Origin of the sequence: Dactylosporangium sp. NPDC049742, assembly GCF_040674675.1 — a bacterium.
Classification (GTDB): domain Bacteria; phylum Actinomycetota; class Actinomycetes; order Mycobacteriales; family Micromonosporaceae; genus Dactylosporangium; species Dactylosporangium maewongense.
Map to the genome: position 1 here is coordinate 60,029 of NZ_JBFANF010000023.1, position 13,267 is coordinate 73,295.

13 protein-coding genes and 1 pseudogene are annotated in these 13,267 nt (G+C 72.5%); 1 reads left to right on the plus strand and 13 read right to left on the minus strand.

The window, feature by feature from the left end; translation table 11 throughout:
* Positions 1–4: 4 nt before the first annotated feature.
* From AB0J72_RS26695 to glgC, 4 genes are read right to left on the minus strand one after another with little or no spacing between them, the layout of a single operon-like run.
* Positions 5–1,345 (minus strand): maltokinase, encoded by a 1,341-nt coding sequence (locus tag AB0J72_RS26695; protein ID WP_363403150.1) that lies wholly within the window; start codon positions 1,343–1,345, stop codon positions 5–7.
* A 15-nt stretch (positions 1,346–1,360) separates the two neighbouring features.
* On the minus strand, positions 1,361–3,094 hold the full coding sequence (gene treS / locus AB0J72_RS26700) for a maltose alpha-D-glucosyltransferase (protein ID WP_360570464.1): 1,734 nt from the start codon (positions 3,092–3,094) through the stop codon (positions 1,361–1,363).
* Positions 3,095–3,115: 21 nt separating this feature from the next.
* Positions 3,116–5,218 carry an alpha-1,4-glucan--maltose-1-phosphate maltosyltransferase gene (locus AB0J72_RS26705; protein WP_363403152.1) on the minus strand — a complete coding sequence of 701 codons (2,103 nt, stop codon included), beginning with the start codon at positions 5,216–5,218 and terminating at the stop codon, positions 3,116–3,118.
* Between the two features lie 52 nt (positions 5,219–5,270).
* A complete protein-coding gene (gene glgC, locus AB0J72_RS26710; RefSeq protein WP_363403154.1) occupies positions 5,271–6,506 on the minus strand; it encodes a glucose-1-phosphate adenylyltransferase in 1,236 nt (411 codons plus the stop codon).
* 61 nt (positions 6,507–6,567) lie between these two features.
* Here glgC and glgA point away from each other — a divergent pair, with 61 nt between their 5' ends.
* A complete protein-coding gene (glgA, locus tag AB0J72_RS26715) occupies positions 6,568–7,752 on the plus strand; it encodes a glycogen synthase (RefSeq protein ID WP_363403156.1) in 1,185 nt (394 codons plus the stop codon).
* On the opposite strand, the gene AB0J72_RS26720 is transcribed toward glgA, so the two are convergent.
* The 9 genes and pseudogenes from AB0J72_RS26720 to AB0J72_RS26760 all read right to left on the minus strand — a co-directional run bounded on the left by AB0J72_RS26720 (position 7,734) and on the right by AB0J72_RS26760 (position 13,263).
* Positions 7,734–8,678 carry a nucleotidyl transferase AbiEii/AbiGii toxin family protein gene (locus tag AB0J72_RS26720; RefSeq protein ID WP_363403158.1) on the minus strand — a complete coding sequence of 315 codons (945 nt, stop codon included), beginning with the start codon at positions 8,676–8,678 and terminating at the stop codon, positions 7,734–7,736. The two genes, glgA and AB0J72_RS26720, sit on opposite strands and share 19 nt — an antisense overlap.
* Entirely contained in the window at positions 8,666–9,220 is a 555-nt protein-coding gene (locus AB0J72_RS26725) for a hypothetical protein (protein WP_363403160.1), read from the minus strand. The genes AB0J72_RS26720 and AB0J72_RS26725 overlap by 13 nt, the downstream gene beginning before the upstream one ends.
* Positions 9,213–9,977, minus strand: coding sequence for a 3-oxoadipate enol-lactonase (gene pcaD / locus AB0J72_RS26730; RefSeq protein WP_363403162.1), 765 nt, complete (start codon positions 9,975–9,977; stop codon positions 9,213–9,215). The genes AB0J72_RS26725 and pcaD overlap by 8 nt, the downstream gene beginning before the upstream one ends.
* A 47-nt stretch (positions 9,978–10,024) precedes the next feature.
* Positions 10,025–10,507: a hypothetical protein gene (locus tag AB0J72_RS26735; protein WP_363403331.1), complete on the minus strand. Its 483-nt coding sequence runs from the start codon at positions 10,505–10,507 to the stop codon at positions 10,025–10,027.
* Positions 10,504–10,881, minus strand: coding sequence for a methyltransferase domain-containing protein (locus AB0J72_RS26740; protein ID WP_363403324.1), 378 nt, complete (start codon positions 10,879–10,881; stop codon positions 10,504–10,506). The genes AB0J72_RS26735 and AB0J72_RS26740 overlap by 4 nt, the downstream gene beginning before the upstream one ends.
* Before the next feature lie 52 nt (positions 10,882–10,933).
* Positions 10,934–11,392 (minus strand): annotated as a pseudogene (locus tag AB0J72_RS26745) (DUF2071 domain-containing protein); the annotation flags it as partial.
* On the minus strand, positions 11,389–12,285 hold the full coding sequence (locus AB0J72_RS26750) for a methyltransferase domain-containing protein (RefSeq protein ID WP_363403164.1): 897 nt from the start codon (positions 12,283–12,285) through the stop codon (positions 11,389–11,391). The gene AB0J72_RS26750 and the pseudogene AB0J72_RS26745, both read right to left, overlap by 4 nt.
* Positions 12,278–12,640: a DoxX-like family protein gene (locus AB0J72_RS26755; protein ID WP_363403166.1), complete on the minus strand. Its 363-nt coding sequence runs from the start codon at positions 12,638–12,640 to the stop codon at positions 12,278–12,280. Before AB0J72_RS26755 ends, AB0J72_RS26750 begins: the two co-directional genes overlap by 8 nt.
* Positions 12,637–13,263 (minus strand): TetR family transcriptional regulator, encoded by a 627-nt coding sequence (locus AB0J72_RS26760; protein WP_363403168.1) that lies wholly within the window; start codon positions 13,261–13,263, stop codon positions 12,637–12,639. Before AB0J72_RS26760 ends, AB0J72_RS26755 begins: the two co-directional genes overlap by 4 nt.
* Positions 13,264–13,267 lie beyond the last annotated feature (4 nt).

Genomic DNA, 13,267 nt, shown 5'->3' on the forward strand with positions numbered 1-13,267 from the left:
TCCGTCACCTGGGTTCCGTCAGAGAGCCGTTGACCAGCCGCTCGATGGACTGCAGGGGGATCCGCAGCCAGGTCGGCCGGTGCCGCGACTCGTAGGCGGTCTCGTAGACCGCCTTGTCCAGCTCGTAGGCGCACAGCAACGCCTGATCCTCGCGGGGGTCGTAGCCGGCAGCCGCAGCGTAGCCGTCGCAGAATGCGGCGCGGTTACGGTCCACCCACTGCTTCGCCCGCTCGGCGAGGGCCGCGTCACCCTCCTCGCCGACGAGCAGCTGGTAGGCGGCGTACTCGTAGGAGCGCAGCATCCCGGCCACGTCCCGCAGCGGCGAGTCGGGCCGGCGGCGGACCTCCACCGGTACCCCCGGCTCACCCTCGAAGTCGATCAGCAGCCACGACTCGGGGGTCCGCAGCACCTGACCCAGGTGCAGGTCGCCGTGGACGCGCTGCACGGTGATCGGGTCGTCGCCGGCGTTGCGGAACATCGCCTGCACGCCCGGCACGAACTCGGCGAGCTGCGGCACCGCCTGGACCGCGGCGTCGAGCCGGGCCAGCATCGCCTCCGCCGGCGCCGGGGCGGTCTGCGTGCCGAGCTCCACGGCCAGGGTGCGGTGCACGTGCGCGACCGCCTCCCCGAGCCGCCACGACTCGGCGGCGAAGTCGCCGCCGACCTCGTCGGGGTTGAGGTCGTGCTCCGCGAACAGGTCGCGGGCGCTGGTCGCGGCCATCGCCCAGCCCTCCGCGGAGTTCTGCGCGTACTCGGTGACCATCGCGAGGGTGACCGGCGTGCCGTCGTCGTCGGTGCTCTCCACCGCGCCGAGCAGCCGCGCCACGTTGGGACAGCCGGCGCGGGCGAGGACCCGGTTGAGCTCCAGGTCCGGGTTGATGCCGGGGGTCACCCGGCGGAACACCTTGAGGATCGCGGCGCTGTCGTACACGACGCTGGTGTTGCTCTGCTCGGCGTCCACGACCCGGGCCGGCGCCTGCACGGGCAGCGCCACGCCGGGCTCCGGCACGAACCGGACCCCTTCGACGGTGGCGCCGGTGTCGATCAGGCCGAGCAGGCGCTGCGCGGACTGCTCGTCGTAGAGCGCGTCGAAGCCGGCGCGGTCGTGCTCGGCGGCGCCGATCAGCGCCGCCGCGTGCAGCTCGGGCACGACGTTGAGGTCCCAGCCGACGAACACCTGGTAGCGCTCGGTGCCGCCGTCCTCGTAGTGCGCGTCGAGCAGCACGTGGTCGAGCTGGTCGGGCAGCGCCGTGACGGCCGCCGGGCGGACATCGGTCAGGGTGCGGTTGCGGCCCGCGTACCACCGCTGGTGCGGCAGCCATTCGGTGAACGGCAGCGTCGTCATGAGATGGGTCTCTCCTCAGCTCTGCTCGGCCGGCGCGACGAGCTGGAACCAGTAGAAGCCGTGGCCCGGCAACGTCAGCAGGTACGGCAGTTGGCCGATGTTCGGGAACTGGACGTGTCCGGTGAGCTCGATCGGGGTGTACCCGGCCCACTGTTGCAGGTTGAGCTCGATCGGCTGGGGGAAGCGCGACAGGTTGTTGACGCACAGGACCACGTCCTCCTCGTGCACGCGCACGAACGCGAGGATCGAGGGGTTGGACCCGCCGAGCTCCCGGAACACGCCGACCGCGAAGGCCTCGTGCCGCCGGCGGACCTGCAGCATGGTGCGGGTCCAGTTCAGCACCGACGTCGAGCTCTCCTTCTGGGCCTCGACGTTGATCGACTGGTAGCCGTACACGTGGTCCTGGATCGCCGGCAGGTACAGCCGGCCCGGGTTCGCCTGGGAGAAGCCGGCGTTGCGGTCCGGGGTCCACTGCATCGGGGTGCGCACGCCGTCGCGGTCGCCGAGCCAGATGTTGTCGCCCATGCCGATCTCGTCGCCGTAGTACAGCACCGGCGACCCGGGCAGCGACAGCAGCAGCGCGGTGAACAGCTCGATCTGGTTGCGGTCGTTCTCCAGCAGCGGCGCGAGGCGCCGCCGGATCCCGACGTTGGCGCGCATCCGCGGGTCCTTGGCGTACTCCGCGTACATGTAGTCGCGCTCCTCGTCGGTGACCATCTCGAGGGTCAGCTCGTCGTGGTTGCGCAGGAAGATGCCCCACTGGCAGTTCGCCGGGATCGGCGGGGTGTGCGCGAGGATCTCCGAGATGGGGAAGCGCGACTCGCGCCGGACCGCCATGAAGATGCGCGGCATCAGCGGGAAGTGGAACGCCATGTGGCACTCGTCGCCGTCGCCGAAGTACTGCACGACGTCGGCCGGCCACTGGTTGGCCTCGGCGAGCAGGACCCGGCCGGGGAACTCGTCGTCGATGACCTTGCGGCAGCGGCGGAGGAACTCGTGCGTCGCCGGCAGGTTCTCGCAGTTGGTGCCCTCGTCCTCGAACAGGTAGGGCACCGCGTCGAGGCGGAAGCCGTCGATGCCCAGCCCGAGCCAGAACCGCAGCACGTCGAGCATCTCCCGCTGGACCTCGGGGTTCTCGTAGTTGAGGTCCGGCTGGTGGTGGAAGAACCGGTGCCAGTAGAACTGCCGCCGCACCGGGTCGAACGTCCAGTTGGACTCCTCGGTGTCCACGAAGATGATCCGCGCGTCGGAGTAGGCGGTGTTGTCGTCGCTCCAGACGTAGTAGTCGCCGTAGGGCCCGGTCGGGTCGCGCCGCGACTCCTGGAACCACAGGTGCGAGTCCGAGGTGTGGTTCATGACCAGGTCGGTGATGACCCGGATGCCGCGCTTGTGGGCCGCGTCGAGCAGCTCGACGAAGTCCTCGACCGTGCCGAAGTCCGGCAGCACCTTGTAGAAGTCGCGGATGTCGTAGCCGCCGTCGCGCAGCGGCGAGTCGTAGAACGGCGGGAGCCAGAGACAGTCGACACCGAGCCATTGCAGATAGTCGAGCTGGCCGATCAGTCCCTGAAGGTCCCCGGACCCGTCGGCGTTCGAGTCGGCGAACGCGCGGACGAGCACCTCGTAGAACACCGCGCGCTGATACCAGGTCTCGTCCGCCGGCAGGATTCTCGCGTTGCCGAAGTCACTGGCTGAGGGGTGTTCGACCGTGCCGTCCGCGACGACGTGGGTGCCCTCGACCGGATCCGTCATGCTGCCACCTACCTTGTGCTGTCACCGGTGACGATGCACCGTGAACACGTGTGCCGGCTCGTACAGGGGGTCGAGTCGGACCGCGTTGTGTTGTCCCCAGTCGAAGGTCGCACCGGTGAGCTCGTCGCGCACCGTGAACCGCTCGTGCCAGTCGAGACCGAGCGCGGGCATGTCCAGGGTGGTGTTACCCCACTGGACGTTGTGCGAATCCAGCGAAACCACGATGAGCACGGCGTTTTCGCTGTCAGGGTCCCGTTTCGAGAAGCAGAGCAATTGTTCATTGTCAATGCTGTGGAAGACGGTGTTGCGCAGCCAGTGCAGCGCGGGATTGTCCCGGCGCACGAGGTTGAGCCGGCGCAGGTACGGCGCCAGGGACTCACCGACGGCCTCGGCGGCCGCCCAGTCCCTGGGGCGCAGCTGGAACTTCTCGTTGTCCAGGTACTCCTCGGAGCCCGGACGGTGCAGGTGCTCGTAGAGCTCGTAGCCCGAGTACATCCCCCACGAGGGGCTCAGCATGCTGGCCAGGACCGCCCGGATCTTGAACATCGGCGGGCCGCCGTGCTGCAGGTGCTCGGGCAGGATGTCCGGCGTGTTGGGCCAGAAGTTGGGCCGCATGTAGTCGGCGGCGGCGATCAGCTCCTGTACGTATTCACGCAGCTCCCACGCCTGCACGCGCCAGGTGAAGTACGTGTAGGACTGGGTGAACCCGATCTTGCCCAGGCCGTGCATCATCGCGGGCCGCGTGAACGCCTCCGCCAGGAACAGCACGTCGGGGTCGACCGACTTGACCTCGTTGATGATCCAGTGCCAGAACCCGACGGGCTTGGTGTGCGGGTTGTCGACCCGGAAGATCTTGATGCCCTGCTCGACCCAGTGCAGCACGATGCGCAGGATCTCGTCGCGGATGCCCTGCGGGTCGTTGTCGAAGTTCAGCGGGTAGATGTCCTGGTACTTCTTCGGCGGGTTCTCCGCGTAGGCGATCGAACCGTCGGCGCGGGTGGTGAACCACTCGGGGTGCTCGGTGACCCACGGGTGGTCCGGCGCGCACTGCAGCGCCAGGTCCATCGCGATCTCGACGCCGGCGTCGCCGGCCGCGGCGATGAACGCCCGGAAGTCGTGCAGGGTGCCCAGCTCCGGGTGGATCGCGTCGTGCCCGCCCTCCTCGGCGCCGATCGCCCACGGCGAGCCGACGTCCTGCGGCCCGGCGACCAGGGTGTTGTTCGGCCCCTTACGGTTGACCCGGCCGATCGGGTGGATCGGCGGCAGGTACACCACGTCGAACCCGAGCTCGGCGACCTCGGCCAGGCGCGGGGTCGCGGACGCGAACGTGCCGTGCTTGATCGGCTTGCCGTGCTCGTCGACGAGCGCGCCCTGGGAGCGGGGGAAGAACTCGTACCACGCGGAGAACAGCGCCCGCTTCCGGTCGCACCACAGGGGCAGCTCCTTGGAGCGGGTCACCTGCTGGCGCAGCGGATGGCGCCACAGCACGTCGGTGAGGCCCAGCGCCGGGGACACCCTGGCGAACAGCGGGATCGTCGTGTCGGCGAGGGCCTGCGCGGCGCCGGTGACCCGGGAGCGCTCCGCCACCGGGACGCCGGTCGCGGCCTGGTTGAGCAGCGCCGCGCCCTCGGCCAGGTCGTTGCCGAGGTCCTGCAGGCCCTGCCCGGCACCGATCTTCTTCGTGACGGCGTCGTGCCAGGTGAGGTACGGGTCGGAGAACGCCTCGACCGCGAACGTCCAGGCGCCGACCGCGTCGGGGCGCACCGTGCCGAGCCACGTGTCGGTGCCGGCCGGGCCCGGACCCATGCGGGTGAACGGGCCCTCCTTGCCGTCGGGGCCGATGAGGACCACGTTGCAGCCCATCATCGAGTGGCCCTCACGGTAGGAGACGGCCGTCACCGGGACGAGCTCGCCGACGACGGCCTTCGCCGGGAACCGGCCGCCCTCGACCTGTGGCGTGATCTGCTCGATGGGGAACCGGTCCGCGGTCACGACACTCGGACCGGTGGCGGCCTGCCACGTGCCCGCGGGCGCGTCTGGCACCACCACGGGATCCTCGGAGGCGAGGGCGGTCTCGGTGTCGGTCCGGGCGATGGCAGGTGCTTCGGGTGTCGGGGTACCCATGATCCTCACCGTATCGAATCCGCGCGGGGTTGGCAGCGTTAGCGTCGTCTTCCTACGGCATGATGCGTTGACCCTTGCCGATGACCACGATCCCGCCCTCGGAGACCGTGTAGCGGGTCCGGTCCTTCTCCAGGTCGACACCGATCTCGGTGCCCTCCGGCACGATGACGTTCTTGTCGATGATGGCGTTGCGGATCACGGAGTGCCGGCCGATGTCGACGCCCTCCATGAGCACCGAGCCCTCCACGTGCGCCCACGAGTGGACCTTCACGTTGGGCGACACCACCGAGTTCTCCACCAGGGCGCCGGAGATCACCGCGCCGGGGGAGATCATCGAGCCGACCGCCCGGCCGACCCGCTCACCCCAGCCGTGCACGAACTTCGCCGGCGGCCACGGGCTGTTGCCGGTGTAGATCGGCCACTCGAAGTTGTACAGGTTGAACACCGGCTGCACGGCGATGAGGTCCATGTTGGCCTCGTAGAACGAGTCCAGGGTCCCGACGTCGCGCCAGTAGCCGCGGTCGCGGTCCGAGCTGCCCGGCACGACGTTGTTGCTGAAGTCGTAGACGGCCGCCTCATGCTTGTCGACGAAGTACGGGATGATGTTGCCGCCCATGTCGTGCTTGCTGGACGGGTCCTGCGCGTCGCGGGTGACGGCCTCGATCAGCGCCCCGGTGGTGAAGATGTAGTTGCCCATCGACGCGAAGATCTCGTCCGGCGCGTCCGGCAGGCCGCGGGCGTCGCGGGGCTTCTCCCGGAAGGCGGAGATCTGCCGCCCGTCGTCGGCGACCTCGATCACGCCGAACTGGTCGGCGGTGGACAGCGGCTGCCGGATCCCGGCGACCGTCACCGACGCGCCCGACTCGATGTGCTGGCGCATCATCTGCTCCGGGTCCATCCGGTAGATGTGGTCCGCGCCGAACACGATCACGTAGTCGGGACGCTCGTCGTTGATGAGGTTCAGGCTCTGGTAGATCGCGTCCGCGGACCCGGCGAACCAGCGCGGCCCGAGCCGCTGCTGCGCCGGCACCGGCGTCACGTAGTTGCCGAGCAGCGTCGACATGCGCCAGGTCTTCGTCACGTGGCGGTCCAGCGAGTGCGACTTGTACTGGGTCAGCACGACCATCTTCAGATAGCCGCCGTTGGCCAGGTTCGACAGGACGAAGTCGATCAACCGGTAGATGCCGCCGAACGGCACCGCCGGCTTCGCCCGATCAGCGGTCAAGGGCATCAATCGCTTGCCCTCGCCGCCGGCGAGGACGATCGCGAGGACTTTTTTGGCGGCCATGGTCGTGACGCTAAACGTGTCCGGCGTGTTGCGCCAGACGAACCCAATTAGTCTTTCCAACGTGCGCGTAGACCTACTGACTCGAGAGTACCCCCCGGACGTTTACGGTGGTGCCGGCGTTCATCTGGAGTACCTGGCGCGGGAACTGCGCCGGCTGCCGCTGGACGTGCGGGTGCACTGCTTCGGCGCGCCCCGCTCGGAAGCGGGCGTGGTCGGCTACCCGGACCCGCCCGGGCTGCAGGGGGCGAACGCCGCCCTGCGGACCATGGGGGTGGACCTGGAGATGGCCGCCGGCGCGGCGGGCACCGACCTGGTGCACAGCCACACCTGGTACGCCAACTTCGCCGGGCACACCGCCAAGCTGCTGCACGGCGTCCCGCACGTCATCACCAGCCACAGCCTCGAGCCGCTGCGCCCGTGGAAGGCCGACCAGCTCGGCGGCGGCTACGCGCTCTCATCCTGGTGTGAGCGCACCGCGGTCGAGGCCGCCGACGCCGTGATCGCCGTGTCCGCCGGGATGAAGGCCGACGTGCTCCGGGCCTACCCGAGGGTCGATCCCGACCGGGTCCACGTCATCTACAACGGCATCGACACCGAGCAGTACTCGCCGGACCCCGGCCTGGACGTCGTCACCCGGCTCGGCATCGACCCGCAGCGGCCCAGCGTCGTGTACGTCGGCCGCATCACCCGGCAGAAGGGCCTGCCCTACCTGCTGCGGGCGGCCCGGCGGCTCCCCGCCGACGTGCAGCTGGTGCTGCTCGCCGGCGCCCCCGACACCCCGGAGATCGCGGCGGAGGTGACCGCGCTCGCCGACGAGCTGCGCGCCACCCGCTCCGGCGTCGTCTGGGTGCAGGAGATGCTGCCGAAGCGGGAGGTCATCCAGGTCCTCACCCACGCCACCCTCTTCGTCTGCCCGTCGATCTACGAGCCGATGGGTATCGTCAACCTCGAGGCGATGGCCTGCCAGACCGCGGTCGTCGCGACCGCCACCGGCGGCATCCCCGAGGTCGTCGCGGACCGCGAGACCGGGCTGCTCGTGCCGATCGAGCAGGTCACCGACGGATCCGGCACGCCGCTGGACGAGGACCGCTTCGTCGCGGACCTCGCCGACGCGATGAACGAGCTGCTGGAGGAGCCGGCCCGGGCCGCGGAGCTCGGCCGTGCCGGGCGGCAGCGCGCCCTGGACCACTTCTCCTGGTCGGCGATCGCCCAGCAGACCCTGGACGTCTACCGGTCCGTGTCGTAGCCCGCCACGTGGTGCTGGACCGCCCACGCGAGGCGGTCCAGCCAGCTCTCCGGGTCGTGGACGGGCCAGCTGGTCCAGTCGACGGCCATCGCGCGGACCGCGGCCGGGTCGAGGGCGGGCAGCAGGCGGCGCAGCCGGGGCGAGAGCGTGACGCCGTCGAGCTCGCCGAGCAGGACGGCGTCGTAGACGTCCTTGCCGTGGGCGGCGCCCTCCCGGGTCAGGTCCTCGGCGAGCCACTGCAGCTTCCACAGCAGCGACAGCGCCCGGCTCGCCGTCCACACCGCCGTCGGCGGCCGGCCCGCGCCGCAGGGCACGACGGTCAGCACGGGCGGCTCCGGCAGCGTCTCGTCGTAGGCGAAGTCCAGCTGGACGGTGCCTTCCTCGGCGCCGGACCGCCACGGGACGTGGACGCGGGCACCGGCCGAGCCGCCGTAGTCGAGGCGGTAGCCGGCGTAGTCCCAGTCCGGGTCGGGTCTGGCGTTCGCGATGTCCAGGACCGCGCCGCCCGGCGTCCGCGGGTGCCGCTCGAGCGCCTCCATCACCTTCAGGTGTGGCTGGTCGTCGGGGTCGATCTCCTCCGCGTGCATCCAGCGCATCCCGTCCGGCGGCAGCAGCGCCCGCACCCCGCCGGTGCCCTCGTCCAGGAACGCCGACGGCTGCGCCCGGCCGGCGCCCTGCGTCGCCTCGGGCCAGTACTGCACCGGGTCGATCCGGTCCACCCACGGGTGCGGGTGGCGGCTGTCCAGGCCCGTGACCAGCACAGGGCGGACGACCCAGTCGAGGTCGCCGGGCGGGCGGGCCCGGGCGCCGACCCAGGCCGGCATCGTCATGCTGCCCCGCAGGACCAGCGACTCGCCGGCGGGGTCGGCGGCGACGACGGCGAGGACGTGGTCGAGCACGTCCCGGTGCGCGGTCACTGGATCCATCCGGCGTCCAGCCCCGGGTTGTCGTCGACCAGCACGTACTCCTCCTCGACCTCGACCGGCACGAACGGCAGCTCGGCCAGCAGCGCGTCGAGGCGCCGCCGGGCCCCGGCGCGGTCCACGTCGTGGCAGCGCTGGGTCACGAACCGCTCGTGCCGGCCGTCGTCGCGGGTCCGGCGGGCGTTGCGGGACAGGTGGGCGCCGTGCCGCACGGCCACCGACCGGGCCGCGTCGACGTCCGCGGCGGCCAGGACCAGCTTCACGTGGTGCTCGAAGTAGCCCGCCGGCACCCCCGGGTGCCAGGGCGGGGCCTCGATCTTGACCCGGCGCACCGTGAACCCGTCCCCGCGCAGCCGCTCCACCAGGGCGCCGGCCGCCGCGCGCTGCCCCGCCAGGTCGCCGCGGCCGCGGCCGGTCAGCATCGGCTGGTCGGCGTGGCCGCCCCGGTCGAGCCGGATCCTCGTGTACTTGAGGCCGGCCGCCGACGCCCACGCCTCGAGGCGCGGGTCGAAGTCGACGGTCACGTGCGTCTCGTAGTCACCCACCCACGTGGTCCCGGATGAGCTGGGCGATCGGCTCGGCCTGCTCCACGTTGGCCAGGTGGGCCGCGCCCGGCAGCACCACCAGGCGGCTGCCGGCGATCCCGGCGTGGATGCGCTCGCCGTGCTCCGGCGGCGTCGCCGGGTCGTCGGCGCCGGCGATGACCAGCGTCGGCGCGGTGATCCGCGGCAGGTCGTCGCGCAGGTCCATGGCGCCGATCGCCTCGCAGCAGCCGGCGTACCCCTCCGCCGGGCACGCCGCGATCATCGCCCGGTAGGGCGCGACCTTCGCCGGCAGCGCCGCCCGGAACCTGGGCGTGAACCAGCGGCCGAGGACCGCGTCGGCGATGCTGCCCATGCCCACGTTCCGGACCTGCTCCGCGCGCACCGCCCAGCCGTCCGCCGGCGGCAGGTGCGCGGCCGTGCAGATCAGCACCAGCCGCTCGATCCGCTCGGGCGCGTTGGCGGCGAGCCACATGCCGACCATCCCGCCCAGCGACAGCCCGCAGTAGGACGCCCTGGCGATGCCGAGCCGGTCGAGCAGGGCCAGGACGTCACGGCCCAGGTCCTCGATCCGGTAGGGCCCCGGCGGCGCGGGGGAGGCGCCGTGCCCGCGGTGGTCGAAGCGCACCACCCGCAGGTCCGCGAGGGCGGGCAGCTGGGGGCGCCACATGTCGAGGTTGCTGCCGAGCGAGCCGCCGAGCAACAGGACCGGCGCGCCGGGGGGTCCACTGGTGCGCTGGAACAGCGTCGTTGCCGTCACCGCGTCGTTGTACCACGCCACCCACCCGGCGGCCCCGCGCCGAGGTCCTAGCGTGTGAACAATGCCGCTGCGAACACGGCCACGATCCACGTCCACAGCACGGTGAAGCCGGCGTACCCGGCCCGGTGCAGCCGCGACCCGCGCCAGGTCCCGGGCGGGAACGCGACGAACTGCGCCGCCCACCGCAGCCCCCAGAACACGCACTCGGCGCCGAGGACGGCCGCCGGGACCCGCCCGGGCCGCAGGAGGTCGGCGGCGAGCAGCAGCGGGGCGAGACCGAGCAGCACGCACATCACCCCGATGAAGAAGGTGTGGGTGTACAGCACGTGCCGGGTCAGCGGGTGCAGCGCCGCGAACTGCGGTCGCCACGCCAGGACGCGGGGCAGCGCCACGTGCGCGACGCCGAGGGCGACGAGGACCGCCCCGACCAGCCGCAGCTGCACCTCGACGGCCGTCACCGCCGTCGCGTCGGCGGCGGCCATCGCCGTCATGTCGATGGCGGTCACCGCCGTCATGTCGATGGCGGTCACCGCCGGAACACCAGGGCGCGCACCAGGGGCGTCATCGTCGTCTCGCCCGCGAGGGTGAGCCGGGCGCCGCGGGCCAGCCCGAGCCACTCCCGGCGGGGGTAGAAGTGCCAGGCGCCCGGCCCGTACGCGGCGACGGTCGCCGCGCCGCGGCAGTGCTCGACGAGCACCAGGTGCCCGCCGGGGCGCAGGGCGCGGGCGGCCTCGGCGAACAGCGCCGCCCGCTGCGCCGGGACCCGCAGCTCGTGCGCCGCGAACGCGAGGAACACGGCGTCCTGCCCGCCGTCGGCCACCGGCAGCGCGGTCACCCCGGCCGGGACCGCGCCCACCGGCGGCGGGTGCAGCCGCCTGGCCCGCCGGACCGAGCCCTCGGTCATGATCACCGGGTGCGGGCGTGCCGCCCCGCGTCGAGGCGAGGTCGGCGGTGACGGTGAGGTCGGCGCCGCCGTCCCGGCTGTCGACCGTGGCGGTGAGCAGGTCGCCGTCGACGGTGAGGCCGACCGTGCCGACTTGGTAGTGGTACCGGGTGAGCAGGTTCCCGGCGCGGGCGAGGGCGGGCCGGCCCGTGTCGCTGCGCAGGATGTACAGGCCGCGCATGGTCCTCCCGGCCGGCGTCGGGAACCTGGTGAAGATCCGGTAGCCGGTGAGCACGGCGTCGATGCCGAGCGCCGCGGGCAACGGCGCGGGCCGCAGGCCCTGGGTGGACACGACGCCGATCGCGACGAAGCCGTGGCTGCCGTGCGGGCCCTCGTACGTGTCGAGGGTCAGGCCGGTCGGCAGCAGCGGCGCCAGGACGGGGGCCGGCAGCGCGTACGTGAGGACGAGGGAGTGCCCGAAGCGGGTGCGCATCGGCAGGGGGTGCCGTCGCAGGGCCTGCAGCATGGTCATGCTGCGGCGGTGAGGGGGTGGAGGCGGACGACGGCGCCCCAGAGCAGGGACCGGTCGGGCAGCGGGTCGCCGGGCAGCGGGGGCGCGTCGCGGAACGTCCGCAGCACGACCGGGCCGCCGGGCCGGACCCCGTGCCGCAGCGCCGCGGCGAGCTCGGCGGCGAACGCGGGCGGCGGGCCGTCGAGGACGTTGGAGAGGGTGGCGGCGTCGTACCAGCCTTGCGGCACCGCCCGGAGGTGCTCGACGACGTCGGCGTGCACCCACTCGATGTCGCCCTCGATGTCGCCGGCGGCCGGTTCGGGTGGTGCGGCGGGGCATTCGCGGCCCAGGAGGAGGCGCCAGGCCCACGGGTTGGTGGCGTTCGGGTGGCCGGTCAGGCCCTGCTCGAGGCGGCGGCGCAGGACCCGGTCCATCCGGGGTGGCAGGGCGCGCCACAGGTCCCGCCGGACGAGTCCCGCGGAGGCGAACGCGAGGCGCATCAGCGCTCGGAGCGCGGGCCGGTCCAGTCGCTCCCGCCAGTGCGCGCGCTGCGCCTCGAGGTCGGCCAGGCCCAGGAACTCCGTCATCGCGGCGGGGCGCCAGCCGGGGACGACGAGGCCCGCGGCGCGGCGGGCGACGGCCTGGAGGCGCTCGGCGGTGCCGGTGACCGTGGGGCCGCCGGCGAGCCTGGCCCGCGCGTAGGCCAGCTGGGTGGCGCTGATGTCGACCGCCGTGACCCGGTGCCCGGCCCGGGCGAGGGCGGCCGCGGTGTCGCCGGCGGAGGCGATGGCGAGGATCCGTCCGGCCGGTGGGAACACGCTCAGCTCGGCGGTGGGGTCCTCGTACATGCGGCCGAACATCACCTGGGGGCGCCTGCCGACGGTGAGCCGGCCCCGCTGCCACGGGTTACGCATCTGTGGTCTTCGGTGTGGCGAGGAGCCAGGCGAGGGCGAGGAGGGCGGCGTTGGAGGTCAGCATCCGGCCCGCGTCGGCGATGTGGTCCCCGGCGAAGAGCAGGCCGCCGGCGTTGAACGCGACCAGCAGCACCGTCTGCGTCGCGGCGGCGGCCCTGGGCCACCGTCCGGTGAGGACCCAGGCCGCGAGGGCGACCTCCACGAGGCCGATCCCGGTCAGGGCGGCGGGCCCGAGCAGCGGCGCCGCCGCGACGATCTTCTCCTGGTCGGGATCGCCGTGCAGGAGCTTGCACCACAGGCCCTCGTACAGCCACACCGCCGCCACCGCGGCCCGCGCGGCGTGCTTCGCCTTCACCGGGCGGCCTTGCGGAGCTTCGCCTGCAGGGCGCGGCGGGCGACGGGGCCGAGGCCGTCGACGACCTCGACGAGGACGCCCAGGCGCTCCAGCGCGGCGACGGCGGCGCCCGCCCCGTCCGGGTCGACGCCGGTGAAGAGCTCCAGGCCGATGAACGTCGACGCGACCACCCTGGCCAGCCCCGGCACGTCGACGAGGTCGGCGACGGGGGAGGCGGCGGTGACCCGGTGCAGCACCGGCTCGATCTCGGCGATCCACAGCTTCAGGCAGGTGGCGACGGCCGGTGCGAGGCGCTCGTCGGTCTGGGCGCCGGCGAGCAGCTGCGCGAGGATCGCGACGTTGCCCTCGGCCCGCTCGACCTGCTGCAGCTGCCGGCCGACGTCGAGGAGCTCGCCGATGCTCGACACGGCCGCGAACCGCTCCCGGTAGAGCGCGACCCGGCTCTCGGTCGCCTGCCGGCAGGCGACCGAGAGCAGCTGGTCGACGGTCCCGAAGTGGTAGAAGACGAGCGCCTGGTTGACGCCGGCCGCCGCGGCGATCGTCCGCGCCGACGCGCCCGCGAGGCCGTCGCTGCCGAGGACCTTGATCGCCCCGTCGACCAGGCGCTCCTTCGTGTCCGCCACCACG